Source organism: Flagellimonas sediminis (genome assembly GCF_010500845.1).
GTDB lineage: Bacteria > Bacteroidota > Bacteroidia > Flavobacteriales > Flavobacteriaceae > Flagellimonas > Flagellimonas sediminis.
In genome coordinates this window covers 354,782-372,906 of the sequence record NZ_JAAAMI010000003.1, presented here as the reverse complement: position 1 = coordinate 372,906, position 18,125 = coordinate 354,782, and the positions used below count along the sequence as shown (strand labels likewise).

The 18,125-nt window shown below is 43.6% G+C and carries 16 protein-coding genes; 11 read left to right on the top strand and 5 right to left on the bottom strand.

From position 1 onward, the window contains the following. Positions 1-33 precede the first annotated feature (33 nt). Complete coding sequence (locus GTK07_RS08570) at positions 34-915, bottom strand: NAD kinase (RefSeq protein ID WP_163634867.1); 882 nt, start codon at positions 913-915, stop codon at positions 34-36. Position 916: 1 nt separating this feature from the next. Then, positions 917-1,573 carry a CBS domain-containing protein gene (locus GTK07_RS08565; protein ID WP_163634866.1) on the bottom strand — a complete coding sequence of 219 codons (657 nt, stop codon included), beginning with the start codon at positions 1,571-1,573 and terminating at the stop codon, positions 917-919. Positions 1,574-1,659: 86 nt separating this feature from the next. Here GTK07_RS08565 and GTK07_RS08560 point away from each other — a divergent pair, with 86 nt between their 5' ends. The 7 genes from GTK07_RS08560 to clpX all read left to right on the top strand — a co-directional run bounded on the left by GTK07_RS08560 (position 1,660) and on the right by clpX (position 8,717). Then, entirely contained in the window at positions 1,660-2,376 is a 717-nt protein-coding gene (locus GTK07_RS08560; protein ID WP_163634865.1) for a pyridoxine 5'-phosphate synthase, read from the top strand. Continuing rightward, positions 2,376-3,146 (top strand): alpha/beta fold hydrolase, encoded by a 771-nt coding sequence (locus GTK07_RS08555; protein WP_163634864.1) that lies wholly within the window; start codon positions 2,376-2,378, stop codon positions 3,144-3,146. Before GTK07_RS08560 ends, GTK07_RS08555 begins: the two co-directional genes overlap by 1 nt. Positions 3,147-3,281: 135 nt before the next feature. Then, the gene (locus GTK07_RS08550; RefSeq protein WP_163634863.1) at positions 3,282-4,781 is read left to right on the top strand and encodes an SGNH/GDSL hydrolase family protein; all 1,500 of its coding nucleotides are present in this window, start codon (positions 3,282-3,284) and stop codon (positions 4,779-4,781) included. A gap of 78 nt (positions 4,782-4,859) precedes the next feature. Continuing rightward, a complete protein-coding gene (locus tag GTK07_RS08545) occupies positions 4,860-5,204 on the top strand; it encodes a phage holin family protein (RefSeq protein WP_163634862.1) in 345 nt (114 codons plus the stop codon). Positions 5,205-5,303: 99 nt separating this feature from the next. Beyond that, complete coding sequence (gene tig / locus GTK07_RS08540) at positions 5,304-6,626, top strand: trigger factor (RefSeq protein WP_163634861.1); 1,323 nt, start codon at positions 5,304-5,306, stop codon at positions 6,624-6,626. Between the two features lie 87 nt (positions 6,627-6,713). Further along, positions 6,714-7,394, top strand: coding sequence for an ATP-dependent Clp endopeptidase proteolytic subunit ClpP (clpP, locus tag GTK07_RS08535; RefSeq protein WP_163634860.1), 681 nt, complete (start codon positions 6,714-6,716; stop codon positions 7,392-7,394). An 87-nt stretch (positions 7,395-7,481) separates the two neighbouring features. Further along, a complete protein-coding gene (gene clpX, locus GTK07_RS08530) occupies positions 7,482-8,717 on the top strand; it encodes an ATP-dependent Clp protease ATP-binding subunit ClpX (RefSeq protein WP_163634859.1) in 1,236 nt (411 codons plus the stop codon). On the opposite strand, the gene GTK07_RS08525 is transcribed toward clpX, so the two are convergent. Further along, positions 8,718-9,257, bottom strand: a complete 540-nt coding sequence (locus GTK07_RS08525) for a hypothetical protein (protein ID WP_163634858.1) — start codon at positions 9,255-9,257, stop codon at positions 8,718-8,720. Between the two features lie 148 nt (positions 9,258-9,405). Next, positions 9,406-10,929, bottom strand: coding sequence for a GH3 auxin-responsive promoter family protein (locus tag GTK07_RS08520; protein WP_163634857.1), 1,524 nt, complete (start codon positions 10,927-10,929; stop codon positions 9,406-9,408). Positions 10,930-11,026: 97 nt separating this feature from the next. Here GTK07_RS08520 and GTK07_RS08515 point away from each other — a divergent pair, with 97 nt between their 5' ends. The 4 genes from GTK07_RS08515 to GTK07_RS08500 all read left to right on the top strand — a co-directional run bounded on the left by GTK07_RS08515 (position 11,027) and on the right by GTK07_RS08500 (position 15,379). Beyond that, positions 11,027-11,821 carry a DUF2797 domain-containing protein gene (locus GTK07_RS08515; protein WP_163634856.1) on the top strand — a complete coding sequence of 265 codons (795 nt, stop codon included), beginning with the start codon at positions 11,027-11,029 and terminating at the stop codon, positions 11,819-11,821. Positions 11,822-11,842: 21 nt separating this feature from the next. Beyond that, the gene (locus GTK07_RS08510; RefSeq protein WP_163634855.1) at positions 11,843-13,123 is read left to right on the top strand and encodes an APC family permease; all 1,281 of its coding nucleotides are present in this window, start codon (positions 11,843-11,845) and stop codon (positions 13,121-13,123) included. A 121-nt stretch (positions 13,124-13,244) separates the two neighbouring features. Continuing rightward, complete coding sequence (locus GTK07_RS08505) at positions 13,245-14,579, top strand: YfcC family protein (protein WP_163634854.1); 1,335 nt, start codon at positions 13,245-13,247, stop codon at positions 14,577-14,579. Between the two features lie 32 nt (positions 14,580-14,611). Then, positions 14,612-15,379, top strand: a complete 768-nt coding sequence (locus GTK07_RS08500) for a DUF6090 family protein (RefSeq protein WP_163634853.1) — start codon at positions 14,612-14,614, stop codon at positions 15,377-15,379. Positions 15,380-15,410: 31 nt separating this feature from the next. Here GTK07_RS08500 and GTK07_RS08495 read toward each other — a convergent pair whose 3' ends face one another. Beyond that, a complete protein-coding gene (locus GTK07_RS08495) occupies positions 15,411-18,104 on the bottom strand; it encodes an AsmA-like C-terminal region-containing protein (RefSeq protein ID WP_163634852.1) in 2,694 nt (897 codons plus the stop codon). Between the last annotated feature and the right edge of the window lie 21 nt (positions 18,105-18,125).

The following is an 18,125-nucleotide window of genomic DNA, read 5'->3' as shown; positions in this document are numbered from 1 at the left end:
AGTTTTTAGCCCCATTTATTGTCCGTGTTGAATTCAATTGCGTTTATCTTCCCCCCAAAGCAATTTATTGCGAAGCGTTTTCAAGAAGCTTTCCGATTTGTATTCGATCATTTTGATGGTGAAATCGGATTTCTTGATACGGATTTCCTTGCCGTTGGGAATATCCGCGATCCTAGAATCCAGGGAGACCAAATGGGTCTTTTCCCTCCCAGAAACCTTCAATCTGATCTGGGTGTCATCGGAAATGACCAGGGGCCGAGCATTTAGGTTATGTGGTGCAATGGGCGTAAGCACTAAGGATTTGGCAGTTGGTGCGATCACAGGTCCTCCACAACTGAGGGAATATCCGGTAGAACCTGTAGGTGTGGACACGATAAGTCCATCGGACCAGTAAGAAGTCAGGTATTCGTCGTTCAACCACGTTTCCACGGTAATCATGGAAGTGGTGTCCTTGCGGCTTACCGTGACTTCGTTCAACGCAAAATTGAGCCCTTTGAATTCATCCAGATCGGAATTCAACTCCACCTCGACCAAGGTACGCTCCTCAACGGCAAAGTGCCCGGCCACAAACTCCGTGACCAGCTTGCGCACGTTTTCTTTTTTAAAGGTGGACAAAAATCCCAAGCGGCCGGTATTGACCCCAACAATGGGAATACCATAATCCTTGACGTAGGTTACGGCCCGCAACATGGTACCATCTCCACCAAAACTTACGAACATGTCAAAACTGGAGTCCAGTCCCTTGGATGCCGTAAACAGTCCATCAATACGTCCTTTTGTTACTTCGGAAACAAGTTTATTGAAGTTTTCCTCAACATAAATAGTGGCATCCAGCTTTTCGAGTTCCTCCAAAAGTTCGTGAACACAACATTTATCCTCCTCCTGAAAAGATTGACCGTAAATGGCTACCTTCATACTATACGTTGAGATATTTTTCCAGATAGTCCGATCGTTGCTTCAAATCTTCCATGAACTGATCGTCACTATTTCCAAAAACTATGGTATAGTTGTACCTTCTAAAAGTTTGGGCCACCTCATTCATGCTCTGGGTGCCGATTTTAAGGGTAATCTGCACCACATCGTTTTCAGAATCGGTGATAAAGGCCCCCAACAGCCGGGCATTGTTGCTTTCCACGATTTGGGCAATCTCGCTAAAGGAATAATCCTTGATTCCCGTAGAAATGACCAAAATGGCCCCGGGTTCCTTAAAAAAAGGCGTGTCGATAAAAACACTCACGATATCCTCCAGATCATAGTACCCCGAGATCAATTGGTTTTCGTCCACAACGGGCAAAATATTGGCCTCGTTCCGGGAGAACATCTCCAGTACATCCAACCAAGCTGTTTCCTTGGTCACAAAGAAATTATCCAATTCGTACCGGAAGTCCTCTATGGATTTTTCTGGCTCGAAACAGGGCAGATCATTCTCCGACAAAAGTCCAAGGTAAACCCCGTTTTCAGTAACGGCCACATGGGAGTATGTGGTCTCCTCAAAAAACTTGATCACCTCCTTCAAGGTTTCGGAAACCTCGAAAACGGGCACTGTAGTTATAATTTGGTCTTGGATGTGCATAACGCTGTTATTAGGTGCAAAATACTAATTTTAAATGGCAAAAGGCGTGCCTAATTCCTATTTTTGCCAATCTAAAAAAGAACTTCATGACAAAGTTGAGCGTCAACATAAATAAACTGGCAACATTACGAAATTCTCGCGGCGGCAACGTGCCCAACCTCATCACCTCTACCCAGGACATTGAATCTTTCGGGGCTGAGGGCATCACCATTCATCCAAGACCCGATGAGCGACACATTCGTTATCAAGATGCCAGGGACCTCAAAAAAATAGTTGCCACGGAATTCAATATTGAAGGAAACCCGGTACCCAAATTCATCGATTTGGTCCTTGAGGTAAAACCCACTCAGGTTACCTTGGTGCCCGATGCAGAGGATGCCATCACCTCCAATGCCGGCTGGGACACCATTAAACACAAAGATTTTTTGGTCGATGTGATCAACACCTTCAAAACGAATGGCATACGCACATCCATTTTCGTGGACCCCGACCCTAAAATGGTAGAGGCAGCTGCCTTGACTGGCACCGATCGTGTGGAACTGTACACCGAAAGCTACGCCCATGAATTTGCCAAAGGCAACAAGGAAGCGGCCGTTGCTCCTTTTGCAAAAGCTGCGGAAGCGGCCCAAAAAGTAGGGCTTGGACTTAATGCAGGTCACGACCTAAGCTTGGACAACATTCAATTTTTCAAGCAACATATTCCAAGTTTGCTGGAAGTCTCCATTGGCCACGCATTGATCTGCGAATCCCTTTATTTGGGATTGGAAAATGTCATCAACATGTACCTACACAGATTGAAATAATGGAAATATTACATTCAAAAATATTGGGAGAAGGCCAGCCTTTCATTATCCTTCATGGTTTTTTGGGCATGTCGGACAACTGGAAAACCCTTGGCACCCAATACGCCGAAAACGGATTTCAGGTACATCTCATTGACCAACGGAACCATGGCAAAAGTTTCCATTCCCCGGATTTTGACTACGAATTGCTTTCCCGGGATGTCATCAATTATATGGACCACCACCAACTGGATTCATCCATTGTGCTTGGGCATTCCATGGGCGGTAAAACGGCCATGCAGTTGGCTACCTCCCACCCGGAAAGGGTCACTAAACTCATTGTTGCCGATATTGCACCTAAGTTTTACCCCCCCCATCATCAGGATATCGTAAACGCGCTGGACAAGTTGGATTTTGACAAGATCACGAGCAGGACCGAAGCAGATGAAGAACTTTCCAAATACCTTAGAAATTTTGGTATTAGACAATTTTTGTTGAAAAACCTGTATTGGGTGGAACAGGGAAAATTGGGGTTCCGATTCAATTTTGAAGTTCTCAAGAACAAAATGGAAGAGATCGGGGACAACATTGCCCCATTGGCCCTTTATGATGGTCCTACCCTATTTCTGAGGGGCGACCGGTCTGAATATATACTCCCCAACGATTATCCAGAGATCAAAAAACACTTCCCCAACGCTCAGATTGAAACCATAGACAATGCCGGGCATTGGTTGCATGCAGAAAACCCCGCACAGTTTTTTGAAAAGAGCTTCGCTTTTCTAAATTCTTAAAATTTCATCCTTTTTATTATGCATGCATAATTTTTTTGCCCATTTAATTGCCTGTATAACAATTTTGATATAGATTTGGTTTATTGTGATTTTACCATAAAAGTGAACATAAACTAACTCTAACAGATTATCGATATGAAAAAGTTTTATGCCTTACTCCCAGTTTTAGGCTTATTCTTGATGGCATGTGAAGACGATACGACCCCAATTGACAACACGACCGAACCCATTGAATACACTTCCGGAACCGCGGATTTCTCCAATTACGTAGCTGTAGGAAATTCCCTTACAGCAGGATTCTCTGACAATGCACTTTTTACAGCTGGCCAGGAAGCTTCTTTTCCCAATATGCTGGCGGCTAATTTTGCCTTGGTAGGGGGCGGCTCTTTTAATATTCCTTTCATGGCGGACAACCTTGGGGGAATGACCCTTCAGGGAACCCCAATAGCAGGGAACAGACTCTATTTGGCATTCACTGCCAATGGTCCTGCACCAACGCCTGTTTCCGGGCAAGGCTCCACTGAAGTATCCAGTAAATTATCTGGATCTTTCAACAACATGGGGGTACCCGGGGCAAAAAGTTATGAGCTCTTGGCTCCAGGCTACGGCAGTGTGGCAGGAGTGGCCATGGGAACCGCCAATCCCTATTTTGCAAGATTCTCTTCCAGCGAATCGGCTACCGTTATTGGTGACGCCGCGGCGCAAGGAGCAACCTTCTTTACGTTGTGGGTTGGATCCAATGACGTTTTGTTATATGCCACAGGTGGAGGAGCAGGAACTGACCAAACTGGAAATTTAGACCCCAGCACCTATTCAAGAGCCGATATTACAGATCCCAATGTGTATGCAAGTGTTATGAGTGGCATTGTACAGACATTGAAAGCCAATGGTGCAGATGGTGCCATCGCCAACATTCCATATGTAACCGACCTTCCCTATTTCTCTACCGTACCATACAATCCCATTCCTTTGGACGCGGAAACTGCCGCTTATTTGAACAGCATGGCTGCTTATGGTGCCTATAATGCAGGATTGGCTCAATTACATGCTTTGAACATCATCGACGCTCAGGAATTGGCAAAAAGAACTATATCCTTTTCTGCCGGCGAAGGCAACGCTGTGGTCATAATTGATGAAGATTTAACTGACCTTACTGGTTTTAACCCGGCCTTGATCAATATGAGACAAGCTACTGCCGATGATCTTTTGGTGCTGACCTCAAGCACGTTTATCGGAACTTTGGCCGATCCGAACAATCCTACTTCAATCAATGGAGTTGCGGTTCCTTTGGCAGATAAATGGGTTTTAACGCCTGAAGAACAATTGATGGTAAAAACGGCAACCGATGCCTACAACCAAACTATCGCTGCCTTGGCTTCTGCTTACGACCTTGCTTTTGTGGATGCCAACACTTTGTTGAGCACCATCAATATCTCTGGTATCCAGTTAACTGATGGAAGTTTAGTGACCAGTGATTTTGCTACAGGTGGCGGATTCTCTTTGGATGGGGTACACCCTGCTCCCAGAGGTTATGCAATTGTCGCCAATGCATTTACAACTGCCATCAATACAAAATTTGGGTCCAACCTACCAATGGTCAATCCATTGGATTATACCGGGCTCTATATTAACTAGACAAACATAATTTCGTTATCTTAAGGGCACCGTAATCACGGTGCCTTTTTTATTAAAACAACTTCAAAAATCACCTTTATGAAACTCATACTAAGATTATTATTGAATGCCCTAGCCGTGGTAATCCTGGCCTATGTTCTGCCAGGTGTGGGTGTGGATTCCATGGTCACCGCCATTATTGTGGCCGTTGTATTGAGCTTGCTCAACTTTTTGGTCAAGCCAATCCTTGTCATTTTAACATTGCCGATCACCATACTTACCTTGGGACTTTTCTTGTTGGTCATTAATGCCATCATCATTCTTTTTGCCGCAAAATTGATTGATGGGTTTCAGGTTGTCAACTTCTGGTGGGCCATTATTTTCAGTTTGTTACTGTCCATTTTACAGTCCATTTTGCATTCCATTTTAAAGGAAGACCAATAGATTTCGTTTGGTTTGAAATTCAAGGGTTTAAAAAGTTGCTGTCAAACCAAAAATGCATTACTTTTGCATCCCATTTTTGAACAGCAAATTAGGTAGGAGATGAATATTACTAAAGAGCAGATTGACGATCTTAATGCAGTTGTAAAAGTCGCCATAAGCAAAGAAGACTATCAGGACAAGGTAGAAAAAATCCTTAAGGACTACAGAAAACAAGCCAATATTCCAGGTTTTAGAAAAGGTCAGGTTCCCATGGGACTGATCAAAAAACAGTACGGAAAAGCTGTTTTGGTGGATGAGGTGAACAAACTGCTTCAGGACAATCTGAACAAATACCTTACCGAGGAAAAATTGGATGTTTTGGGCAACCCGCTTCCCAAACAACCTGAAAATTTTGATTGGGAAAACGAAAATCTCGATTTCGAATTTGAATTGGGATTGGCGCCTAGCTTTGATGTACAGTTGAAGACCAAAAAAGCCGTTACCCAGTACAAAATCGTGGCCGATAAGAAAATGATCGACGATCAAGTGGAGCGCATCCAAAAACAATACGGAAAGTTGGTATCCAAAACCGAAGTGGGCAAAGCCGACGAGGTGACCGGAACATTTGCCAATGAAGCCGAGGACATCAACAACAAGACCACTATTGAGGTGGACAAGGTAAAAGCTAAAAAAGCGGTAGATGCCTTGGTCGGCAAAAAAGTAGGTGACATTGTTACCTTTTCCACCAAAGGACTTTTCAAGGAAGACTATCTTTTATCTAGTGCATTGGGCATCAACCGTGACAAGGCAGATAGCCTGAACACCGAGGTTACTTTCACCATTGAGGAAATCAACGAAAGACAACCTGCAGCCTTGGACCAGGAATTGTTCGATAAATTGTTCGGTAAGGACAAGGTAACATCTGCCAAAGAATTGAAGGACCGTATTAAAGAAGATTCTGAAAATCAGTTTGAACAGCAATCCGATCAAAAATTGTTGAACGATATCACCGAGAAATTGATTGAGGAAACCAAATTTGACCTGCCAGCAGAGTTTTTGAAAAAATGGATCCAAGTGAGTGGGGAACAAATGTTGTCCGATGACCAAGCCACGGAAGAATTTGAAAGATCGGAAAAAGGATTGCGTTACCAATTGATCGAAGGTAAGATCATTCAAGAAAACAATCTTCAAGTACAATTTGATGAGCTTAAGGAATTTGCCAAAGGATTTATCAAATCGCAAATGGCACAATATGGCCATATGGACCCCAAAGAGGAGGAATTGGAAAACATCGCCGTTCGTGTAATGAGCAATCAAGACGAGGTGAAACGACTTTCAGAACAGTTGATGAGCCAAAAATTGTTGGACCTATACAAGGAGAAGGCCAACCTTAAGGTGAAGGAAGTATCTTATGACGACTTCATCAAGGAGGCATACAGCTAGTCTGCTAAAAGAAAAATAAGTATCTTTACGGTGCCGAAAAGCTAATTTTTCGGCACCTTTTTTTTAAGATAAATCGAGTACTATCCTATGGATTACGGAAAAGAATTTAGAAAATATGCTACCCAGCATCACGGTATAAACAGCATGCACTATGACCAGATCATGAGCAGCATGTACCCTATGAACATGACTCCCAACATTATAGAGGAACGCCAATTGAACGCAGTTGCAATGGATGTTTTCTCCCGATTGATGATGGACCGCATCATTTTTATGGGAACAGGGATCAATGATCAAGTGGCCAATATTGTACAGGCCCAGTTGCTCTTTTTGGAAAGCGCGGATGCCTCCAAGGACATTCAGATCTATATCAATTCCCCTGGCGGAAGTGTGTACGCCGGATTGGGCATTTACGATACCATGCAGTTCATCAAGCCCGATGTGGCCACCATCTGTACCGGAATAGCCGCCTCCATGGCCGCGGTACTGCTCTGTGCAGGTCAAAAAGGTAAACGAAGTGGCCTGCCACACTCCAGGGTCATGATCCATCAGCCACTTTCAGGAGCGCAGGGACAGGCCAGTGATATTGAAATCGCTGCCAAGGAGGTGTTGAAGATCAAGGACGAATTATATGAGATTATCTCCAACCACTCCGGTCAACCTTTTGACAAGGTGTATGACGACAGTGACCGGGATTACTGGATGAAGGCCGAAGAAGCCAAGGCCTATGGCATGATCGATGAAATTTTGATAAGGGAAAAATCCTAATTCATACCCATTAATTAAGAAGCCAACCCCTTAACGCAGACCAAAATCCATTTTTTTGCGTTATTGATGGTTGAATAGTTGAGAAATATGGCAAAGGAAAACTTGGAATGTTCTTTTTGTGGAAGAAAAAAGCCAGAAACCAATTTATTGATTGCTGGTCTTGATGCGCATATTTGCGACCGATGTATAGAACAGGCCCATAGCATTGTTGCGGAAGAATCCAAACAATCCAAAAACCACGACCTATCCTCTGAACTGGAATTGAAAAAACCAGTGGAGATCCGTGATTTCTTGGACACATTTGTTATTGGTCAGGAAAGGACCAAAAAAGTAATGTCGGTAGCGGTATACAACCACTACAAAAGACTGTTGCAACCCAAGGGCAAGGATGACGATGTAGAAATCCAAAAGAGCAACATTATTATGGTGGGGCAAACCGGTACGGGCAAGACCCTTATTGCGAAGACCATCGCCAAAATGCTCAATGTGCCTTTGGCCATTGTGGATGCCACGGTACTCACCGAAGCAGGGTATGTTGGGGAAGATGTGGAAAGCATCCTGACCCGATTGCTACAGGCTGCCGATTATAACTTGGAAAAAGCGGAAAGAGGTATTGTATTCATCGATGAGATAGACAAGATTGCCCGCAAGAGCGACAACCCATCCATCACCCGCGATGTATCAGGTGAAGGCGTGCAACAAGGTCTTTTGAAGCTCTTGGAAGGCACTGTGGTGAACGTTCCACCAAAAGGTGGGCGTAAACATCCCGATCAAAAGTTCATAGAGGTAAATACAGAAAATATTCTTTTTGTGGCCGGAGGTGCTTTTGATGGTATCGAGCGCATCATTACCAAACGCTTGAACATGCAGGCAGTTGGTTATAGTGCGTCCAAAGCCGATGACAAGTTGGACAATGACAATATTCTGCAATACATCATTCCAAAAGACCTTAAGGAATTTGGTTTGATTCCAGAAATCATTGGGCGACTACCTGTGCTCACCCATATGAACCCATTGGATGCCAAAACATTGCGTGCCATCTTAACGGAACCCAAAAACGCCATCATCAAACAATATGAGAAGTTGTTCGCCATGGACGGTATTACCTTTACCATTACAGAGCAGGCATTGAGTTATATTGTGGACAAGGCGGTAGAATATAAATTAGGTGCAAGGGGACTACGCTCCCTTTGTGAAGCTGTCTTCACCGATGCCATGTTCACACTACCAAGTAGTGATGAAACCGAGTTCAAGGTAAGCAAAGCGTACGCAGAGGAAAAGCTGTCGTACGAAACCATAAAAAAACTAAAAGTGGTCTCCTAGTCAGACCACTTTTTTTGTGACTTGTTCCAAAAGTTCCAAACAGACTTCCGAAATTATTTTTTCATCGGAATAGAGCATGTGGCCGAAACTGGGTACAATCCTAAAATCGGCACCAACTTGTTGTGACCATTTCAAATCTGGTTTATTGGCATCACACTCGCCATAAATAAGGTTAAGACGAGTATCGGGCCTATCTTCCTCAAATCGGATACGGGTCGCCGAAATCGCCGTCAACGATTTCATCGGTAAACCTTGCAATGCCGCTTTATAGGCAATGGTACCTCCGGTGCTAAAAGCCAAATAATGGGCTGGCCTGGTTTCCTTTTTAAGCAAACTGGCAACTGCCGTATCAATGCCGCCTTCAATAAAGGCGCGGTGTACATTTTCTTCGGAAGAAACTGGAAGGTCAATATTTCCCAATTGCTGGCAATCATGAAATACGATGTCATAATATTGTTGAAGGTATCCAAAATAGGATGCTATCCAAAGGCCCTTTTTTGCTCCCCACATATCGGAAAGAACTACAAGTTTTTCTGCCATGATCTTTATGGTTTAGTGTTTAAAAGATTTGCTAGGGGAAATTCAACATTAAACGGGTAAAAACCTTTTTTATTTGTTCAAAAGGAAAGTTTGGACGATAAAAGGTTAAAATTACGAAAACGTTTTCGTAAAGATAGGTAAAATAATGTTACACCCTTGTTTCCATGTTCATTCGGAGCAGTTCATCAATATATCCACGCTCATTGGAAAGCCTCGGGATCTTGTGTTGGCCACCCAGTTTATTCTTGGATTTGAGCCAGTCATGGAACAAATTTTTACGGGCCACATGTACTTTGGGCATTTTTAATGTGATGTTGTTGTAGCGCTTGGCCTCATAATCGGAGTTGAGCGATTTTAGGGCATTGTCCAACACTTCGGTAAAATAGGCCACATCTTCGGGTGGCTTTCTAAACTCGATGATCCATTCATGTGCCCCTTTTTCTTTGCCCGTCATAAAAATGGGTGCGGCGGTATAGTCCATGATCTCCGCATCGGTTTTCTGGCAAATTTGCTTCAGGGCCTCTTCTGCATTTTCAATGATCAGTTCTTCCCCGAATACATTGATGTGGTGTTTGGTCCTACCCGTAATCTTGATGCGGTATGGGTTTTTGGAGGTGAACCGGACGGTATCCCCTATCTTATAACGCCAAAGCCCAGCATTTGTGGTAATCACCATGGCATAGTTGACCCCCAGCTCCACTTCCCACAACGGAATGGCCCAATCTTCAATTCCATTGGAATCCATGGGAATGAACTCATAAAAAATACCGTAATCCAGCATCAACAAAAGCTCATCGGAATTGTTTCGATCTTGTATACCGAAAAATCCTTCGGAGGCATTATAGGTTTCATAAAAATTGAACTTTTTGCGGGGGAGCAGTTTCTTGTATTGGTTCTTGTACGGGGTAAAACTGACCCCTCCATGAAAATACACCTCGAGGTTCTCCCAAATCTCGAACAGGTGACTTTTGCCGGTCTTCTCCAAAACCTGATTGAGCAAAACCAACATCCAAGATGGCACGCCCGCCAAACTGGTCACGTTTTCCCTAATGCTTTCCTCTATGATCGCCTCCAACTTAGATTCCCACTCACTCATTAGGGAAACCCTATTGCTAGGTGTACTGCTATATTCGGCCCATAGGGGCATGTTATCTATTAAAATAGCGGACAAATCGCCAAAAAAGGTTCCATTGTCCTCATAGAGTTCCTTGCTTCCACCCAATCGTAAACTTTTACCGGTAAACAGTTGGGAGTTTTCATTGTTGTTGAGATAAAGACAGAGTAAATCCTTGCTTGATTTGTAATGACAGTCCTCCAAGGCCTCATTACTTACCGGGATGAATTTGCTTTTTGCATTGGTGGTACCACTACTCTTGGCGAACCATTTTATGGTCGTGGGCCAAAAGAGGTTCTGTTCTCCACGACGGGTGCGCTCTATCATGGGTGCCACATCCTCATACCCTACAATGGGAACCCGGTTACGGAATTCGTCATACTTGGGAAGGTCTTCGAACCCATACTGTTTTCCGATCATGGTTTCCTGGGAAAAGTCGAGCAACTGCCTTAACACCTCATCCTGAACATCCAACGGATATTTGAGAAAAAGTTCTATTTGGTGGTAGCGCTTTCTCAATAACCAAGAAGCTATGGAGTTGAATAATGGTATGGGCATTTTAGGTATCTTTAACCAAGAAATTCAGTTGGGTGCAACAGCTAAAATAGCTTTTCTGGCATTCATTTTCAAATAAGAAACAAACATTCATCACAACATGCTGTACGAAGGAGTCCTGCGCAAAATGCATACAGAGAACGGCCACCCCATACAATACTTTTTAACCTTGGGAAGCGATTTTTTGAACCTGAACCAGTTACTGAACAAAGAACTTAAAATTGACTTTATCAAATTTCAATGTTTAAACTGTGAGAAGGACAGACCCATATACCGACAAGGGTTTTGTAAATCATGCTTTTATGAAACACCTTCCGCGGGCGATTGGATCATGAAACCCGAATTGAGTACCGCCCATTTGGACCAGGAAGACCGCGACCTAGAGTACGAGAAAAAAATGCAGTTGCAACCCCATATCGTGTATCTGGCCAATTCCAGTAACATTAAGGTCGGGGTTACCAGAAAATCCCAGATACCTACCCGTTGGATAGACCAGGGAGCCCATGAGGCCATAGAAATTGTGGAAGTACCCAATAGGTATTTAGCCGGAATTACCGAAGTGGCCCTAAAAGACCATGTAAGTGACAAGACCAGTTGGCAAAAAATGCTCACCAACCGAATTGAAGATGTGGATCTGGTGGAATGGCGCAATAAATTGAAACCATTCATCCCTGGTGAAGTGTCCGAATATTTTATAAATAACAACCAAGAGACTCATTTGGACTTCCCCGTGCTGCAATACCCCGAAAAGGTAAAAAGCCTGAATCTGGACAAAACACCAAGTTACCAAGGAATCCTAAAGGGCATCAAGGGACAGTACCTCATTTTTGAGGACAGTACGGTCTTTAATGTTCGGGGTAGTGAAGGATATTATGTTGGGGTCGATTTTAATTAAAAGCTTGAAACAAAAACCAAAATGAGCAAAACCATCGGACTAAGGGAAGCGATTTCCATCGGCATTGGAGGCATGGTGGGAGGTGGTATTTTTGCAGTTCTGGGTTTGGCGGTTTCGTTGGCCAAAGGCGGTACGCCACTTGCGTTTCTTTTTGCCGGGATCATTGCCTTGCTCACTTCATACAGCTATGTAAAACTATCCTTGGCCTACCCCGATCGCGGCGGTACCGTAAAATTTATCAACCAAGGTTTTGGACAAAGTATTTTTAGTGGAGGCATCAACAACCTGCTTTGGTTGAGCTATATCATCATGTTGTCCCTGTATGCTTCGGCCTTTGGTTCCTATGCCCCTAATTTGTACGCCATCACTGGTGGACCAATGGACTTTCATATCTATGCTACCTTTATCATTCTATTGGCATCGGGAATCAACTATTACAGCATCAAGGTGGTTGGGGCTATTGAATCGTATGCCGTGATCATCAAACTGATCATTTTATTGGCCTTTATCGGTGTGGGCATTTATGGGTTGATGGGAAATAGTAATCTGGAACAGCTTTCACCTGCCAATTGGGAAACACCCATCAAATTGTTGACTGGCGGCATGGTCATTTTTGTGGCCTATGAAGGGTTTGAACTCATCGCCAACGCGGCACCCGATATGGAAAATCCCGAAAAAAACATTCCACGCGCCTATTACATCTCAGTCATATTTGTGATTTTGCTCTACATCATCATAGCGGTGGTCACCGTAGGTTCCCTCCCATTTAATGAAATTGCGACGGCCCAAGACTATGTGTTGGCCGAAGCGGCGAAACCGATGTTGGGAAAGGTTGGTTTCACTATCATTACCATTGCAGCCCTTATTTCTACCTTTTCAGCCATCAATGCCTCCTTATACGGCGGTAGTCGTGTAAGTTTTGAGATTGCCGAAGATGACGAATTGCCCCGTGAATTTACCTATCAACTCTGGAATCAGCCCGTCGGCCTTCTGATTACCACTATCCTTACCCTTACCTTAACGAACACATTGAAACTCGAAAGCATTTCCACGGCCGGTAGCGTTGGGTTCCTGTTGATCTTCGCCATGGTAAATCTAACCGGATTCAAATTGGCCAAGGAAACCAAAAGTAACAAGACCATTGCCTTGACAGGATGTATCCTTTGCTCCATTGCCATGTTAGCATTGTTACAACAACAATTCGGTTCCAATATCATGGGGGTAATCGTGGCTGTATCCTTAATTGGCTTTTGCTTTGCCGTGGAGGCCATCTACAAATGGATGGAACGACGTAAGAAATAGATTCTGCTACCCTTTGATTTTCAGTAACTTTTTGTGAAAATTTGTCAAAATAGCTTTATTTTAAGGAAGTTATCTTTCCAAATTATGGAATTTGATAACCTGCCAAACCAAAACCGACCGCATGAAAAACTTTCCCAATGCCTTTGTCATTCTTCTTGGGGTGATTGTCTTTTCCTGGTTGTTCACCTATGTTGTTCCACAGGGCAGTTATGAAAGATTTTTGGAGGAGGAAACCGGAATTACACGGGTAGTTAACAATTCCTATCATTCTGTTGATGCGGAACGACCCAGCTTTTTTGATCTTTTGGTCTCCATTCCTGAAGGACTGGAAAAAGGGGCTGACCTAATCGTCCTGATTTTTCTGATCGGCGGGTGTTTCTATATCATTGAAAATACCGGAGCACTCAGCGAAGGGCTGGCTAAACTGGTCAACACGTTGAATGGCAAGGAATCCTATGCCCTCATTATTTTAACTACATTGTTTACCGCTGGAGGGGTCTCCATTGGTATGCAGGAAGAAGTAGTCGCCTTGGCACCTGTATTGATCTTGTTTGGCAAAAGTTTGGGTTATAATACCCTCACCATGCTCCTTGCAAGTTATGGCTCAACGGTAGTGGGCAGTTCGTTCAGTCCTTCCAATCCTTTTGCGGTTCTTATTGCGCAGAAAGAAGCGGCAATCCCTTTATTGTCTGGGGGAACCTTTCGTATGGCCGTGCTTTTAGCAGCATTTTTAGTATGGATGGTCTACCTTTTGCGTTATGCCCAAAAAAACCGGATTGAGAAAATCTCGATGAATCCCACGCACCAAAAAATGGGAATTCGACATAGCGTCATTTTGTGGTCGCTCTGTCTGACCTTCGTCGTCGTAATTCTTGGCATCCTCTATTTGGAATGGGGTTTTAATGAAATGTCGGCCTGCTTCTTTGCCTTGGGCATTATAGCAGCGTTACTTGCCAAAATGAATTTGAACAAAACCACCGAAAACTATATTGATGGTATGAAGGAAATGCTTTTTGCGGCCCTGATTATGGGATTGTCGAATAGCATCTCCATCATTTTATCGGACGGTATGATCATGGATACCATTGTGTATGGGTTGTTCGGGCCTTTGCAAAACTTTTCCCCGGCCACTTCGGGCATTCTTATGATGGTTTCCCATTCTTTGCTCCACTTTCCGGTCCCCAGCTATTCTGGGCAAGCCGTTCTTACCATGCCCATTTTGGTGCCCTTGTCCGATTTAATAGGTCTCTCCCGACAGACATGCGTATTGGCCTACCAATACGGTGCTGTGATGGCCGATATGATCGTTCCCACCAACGGTGCCCTCATGGCTGTTTTGGCCATCGGCAATGTTCCTTATAACAAATGGTTTAAATTTGCCATCATACCAACCTCGCTCATGCTTTTAATCGGCGCCGCAGCCATTATTGTTGCCGTTGTCATTGGTTATCAATAAAAGTGAATGCGAATACTACCAAAGAATTGAACATGCTCAAATTTTTTAGAAAAATTAGAAAAGGTCTTGTCGAAGAGAGAAAAATCAGCAATTATGCCCTATATGCCATTGGTGAAATTGTATTGGTGGTCATTGGAATCTTAATTGCCCTTGCCATTGACAATGCAAACGAACAACACAATAAACGGGAAAAGGAACAGGTATACCTGATCGGACTGAAAAAGGAATTTGAAACCAGCCAAATCAAATTGAAGGAACTGATCAGTGTAAACAAAAGGAGCTACAAGGATTCCAAGACGATTATCGGCTTCATGCAAGATCCTGAAGACCTTCCCAATGAGGAAGAATTATCCAATCTATTTTACAATGCCTTTGCTTTCGATATTTCCTTCAACCCAAACAATTCGTTGCTTCAAGAAATGATCAATTCAGGAAGTTTAAAGGACCTGTCCAACCCACAACTTAGGGTTTTGCTCACCAACTGGATTTCCAACTTGGAGGATATCACTAAACAAGAGGCAATGCTGGACCAAGAACGGAATCAAATCATCAATATGTTCCGCACGAACGAATATAGCATCAAAACCATTTACGACCTTACAGGGGTTTCCGGTGATCTGGGATTATCGGTTGGAAAGGAACGGTTGAGCAACCTCACCATTTTGAAATCCACGGAATTTGAGAACAATATGTTGATGTTCATCCTAACCAGCATTACTACGGAAACCATGCACTACAGCCCATTAATGCAAGGCATGGACGAGATTCTGGCAACCATCAATAGTGAGATTAGGGAATAAAAAAAGGGGCGATTAATTCGCCCCTTTTGATTTAGTTTACGGTATCCTTTTTCTTTTTCCCCAGCAAACCTCCCAAAACGGATTTTGCTGTGTTCTTTACGTCTTCTTCTTTGGTCGTGGTCTTGGTAGTATCGGTTTTGGTTTCCTTTTGACCTCCCAGTAAATTACCCAAGGCCTCTTTTACCCCAGAAGACTTGGTAGCGGTGGTATCGCCCTCATCCTTTTTGAACACATCAGACAAAAGGTCCTTGGCGGTATCCTTTCCTTTGTTCACCAATTTCTGCTTTTGGATTTCCACCAATTTGGTCGTCAAGGTCTTTACCCCAGAGGTGAGGTCTGTGCTAACGGTGGGATCTGTAAAACTGCCTCCAATATTGGCGGTCACAGGAACGGTCACTTCTTGTAAGCTGTTGTCGTTCAATTTGGCTATCAAGTTGTTCACTTCAGTGCCCAAATACTTGGCGGGAACGTCCAGGGTGGCGGTGTATTTCATCTGCTTGTCAAACGTATGGCTACCGGCCACGTTTATGGCCATGTCCTTGTATTTTAATGTGAAAGGTTTCACCTGAACCGTTCCATTATCGAAACTCAAGGCCGTCTTTAAACCTTCCAAATTGATTTCCTTGGCATTTAAAAAATTGAGTTTGCTGTCCAATGCCGAAACCAAGGGAGCCTTTTGTGTATCTACTTTTGGTGAAAGCAGTTCAGCTAACAAATTTCCGGAAATGGTGGCTAGGTTCGGGGTAAAATCTTCCTTTAAATTTCCTGCTAGTTTGATTTCGGAATTCAACTTACCCTGAATAGCGGTTGCAATAGGCGTCAATACTTTAAAGAGTTCCAATCCGGCAAAAGACTCCCCGATATTGAAATTGCTCATACCCAAATCCACATCGAAAGTGGAATTTTCCCCTTTGGTTGAAACGGCACCGCTCAGACCTAAGGTTCCACCAAACAAATCAGAAGTTAGATTTTTAACTGTTGCCGTTTCATCCTTGATGACCAAAGTACCTTTCACATTTTTCAGTTTCAGGTCATCATACAAAACGGTATTGGCAGCCGCTTCCACCGTACAGTCCAAAAAGGATGGAATCTTGATTCGTTCCTCGCCAGTAGTAGTGGTCTCGGTTTGCGTCTGGCCCTCCGCTACCGTATCCTCCATCATAAAATCGTTCAGGGCGAATTGATTCGAGGTCAACTTGAAATTCCCTTCCACATTTTCATTGTTGAACATAAAGCCCAACAAGTTGGTCAAGGTTCCCGTAGCGTTAAAATCCGTACTGCCCGTTTTCCCCTCAAAAGAATTCAGGGTAACGGTCTGTGGGTTAAAGGTCATGGCAGCATTACTGATGGCCACAGGATTCTTCATTTCTTCAGAAGTATATTCGAACCCGGTCAATTGCATGGTTCCGGCGGTTTGGGTATTCTGGTACTGCTTTTTTTCCAAAGATTCCATGTCAAAACTCGTGGTCACATCCGCATTCAAAATACCCTTCAAATTGAAATCTTCGGGCATTGGATAGGCACTGGAGATATTGGCCAAATTGATCTTACCATCCATGTGGGCGTTCACTTTGGTGTTCCCCATCAGTTCCCGGATCTTGGCATTCATGTTGAATTTATCCTGATCAATGGAGAAGGATAATTTATTGATGTTCACATACGTATCTTCGGTGATACCCGTTTCGTTGTTGATCTCGGTGTCGATATACACGTTGCGAACCGCTTTGGGCAAATCCGGATACTTGAACGAAGCATTGTCCGAATTAATGGCAATCTTGAATGTAGGAATGTGTTCATCGTCCACAATACCCTTAAATTGACCGTTCACCTCAAAGTTCCCGGTAGTTTCCACGGTTTCAATGTTTTTGGAATACGCTTCGGGAATCACGGCCAAAAAGTTTTTGAAATCCGAAGAAGGTGTCTTGAAGGTGATATCCACCTCTTGGTTATCGTCGTTCAACTTCACAAAGCCATCAAAAACCAAAGGCAACTGGTTTACCATGGCCTTGTTCTCCAAAAAGGAATATTTGCTCTCGGCCAGATCAATACCGATCAAGGCATCCAAGTTGATTTTGTTCTTGTTCAGGTACAACGTGCTGTCCATCTCAAAAGAAACCAAGGCATCGGTCATGGTCTTCAATTCAGATTTTTCAAGGGACAGGTCTCCGGTACCGGTATGGTTCATTTCTGAAATGGCCAAACGCATACCACTGGAAAGATCGTGGTATACAATCTCCGAATTGGTGATGCTATAGGAATCCATGGCCAAGGTGAAGTTGTCATCAGATGCATCTGCGGTTTCTGTTGTAGCACTTTCATCCTCCTTGGCGATGTCGTAATTGGCATTTTCATTGACATCTACCTTAATGTTCACCTTAGCATGATCCACATTCAATTTTTGAAGTACGATAGGCTCCTCCGCTGATTTGAACAATTCCTTGATGGACATGGTGAGTTCTATATCGCCCGCATAAAACAACGTATCCCCTTCAAAGGGAGCTTTGTTTACGAGGGAGAGATTGGTGAGTTCCAAATTGGCATTCGGGAAACTCTTGAGCAAGCTCAAACTGGCATCTTCAAAATCGAAGGTAGCGTTGATGCTGTTGTTGACTTTGTCTTTGATGATCTGTTCGATCTTCCCTTGAAGGAACAATGGAAGGGCGATAATCAGAACAAGTAGGATAAGTAGGGTTATACCGGTAATCTTTAGGACTTTTTTCTTCATACCTTGATGTTTTACAGCAAA

Excerpts from the sequence above, each read along its gene's own strand:
- GTK07_RS08570 (WP_163634867.1), bottom strand. The coding sequence starts at position 915 with ATGAAGGTAGCCATTTACGGTCAATCTTTTCAGGAGGAGGATAAATGT.
- GTK07_RS08565 (WP_163634866.1), bottom strand. The coding sequence starts at position 1,573 with ATGCACATCCAAGACCAAATTATAACTACAGTGCCCGTTTTCGAGGTT.
- GTK07_RS08560 (WP_163634865.1), top strand. The coding sequence starts at position 1,660 with ATGACAAAGTTGAGCGTCAACATAAATAAACTGGCAACATTACGAAAT.
- GTK07_RS08555 (WP_163634864.1), top strand. The coding sequence starts at position 2,376 with ATGGAAATATTACATTCAAAAATATTGGGAGAAGGCCAGCCTTTCATT.
- GTK07_RS08550 (WP_163634863.1), top strand. The coding sequence starts at position 3,282 with ATGAAAAAGTTTTATGCCTTACTCCCAGTTTTAGGCTTATTCTTGATG.
- GTK07_RS08545 (WP_163634862.1), top strand. The coding sequence starts at position 4,860 with ATGAAACTCATACTAAGATTATTATTGAATGCCCTAGCCGTGGTAATC.
- tig (WP_163634861.1), top strand. The coding sequence starts at position 5,304 with ATGAATATTACTAAAGAGCAGATTGACGATCTTAATGCAGTTGTAAAA.
- clpP (WP_163634860.1), top strand. The coding sequence starts at position 6,714 with ATGGATTACGGAAAAGAATTTAGAAAATATGCTACCCAGCATCACGGT.
- clpX (WP_163634859.1), top strand. The coding sequence starts at position 7,482 with ATGGCAAAGGAAAACTTGGAATGTTCTTTTTGTGGAAGAAAAAAGCCA.
- GTK07_RS08525 (WP_163634858.1), bottom strand. The coding sequence starts at position 9,257 with ATGGCAGAAAAACTTGTAGTTCTTTCCGATATGTGGGGAGCAAAAAAG.
- GTK07_RS08520 (WP_163634857.1), bottom strand. The coding sequence starts at position 10,929 with ATGCCCATACCATTATTCAACTCCATAGCTTCTTGGTTATTGAGAAAG.
- GTK07_RS08515 (WP_163634856.1), top strand. The coding sequence starts at position 11,027 with ATGCTGTACGAAGGAGTCCTGCGCAAAATGCATACAGAGAACGGCCAC.
- GTK07_RS08510 (WP_163634855.1), top strand. The coding sequence starts at position 11,843 with ATGAGCAAAACCATCGGACTAAGGGAAGCGATTTCCATCGGCATTGGA.
- GTK07_RS08505 (WP_163634854.1), top strand. The coding sequence starts at position 13,245 with ATGAAAAACTTTCCCAATGCCTTTGTCATTCTTCTTGGGGTGATTGTC.
- GTK07_RS08500 (WP_163634853.1), top strand. The coding sequence starts at position 14,612 with ATGCTCAAATTTTTTAGAAAAATTAGAAAAGGTCTTGTCGAAGAGAGA.
- GTK07_RS08495 (WP_163634852.1), bottom strand. The coding sequence starts at position 18,104 with ATGAAGAAAAAAGTCCTAAAGATTACCGGTATAACCCTACTTATCCTA.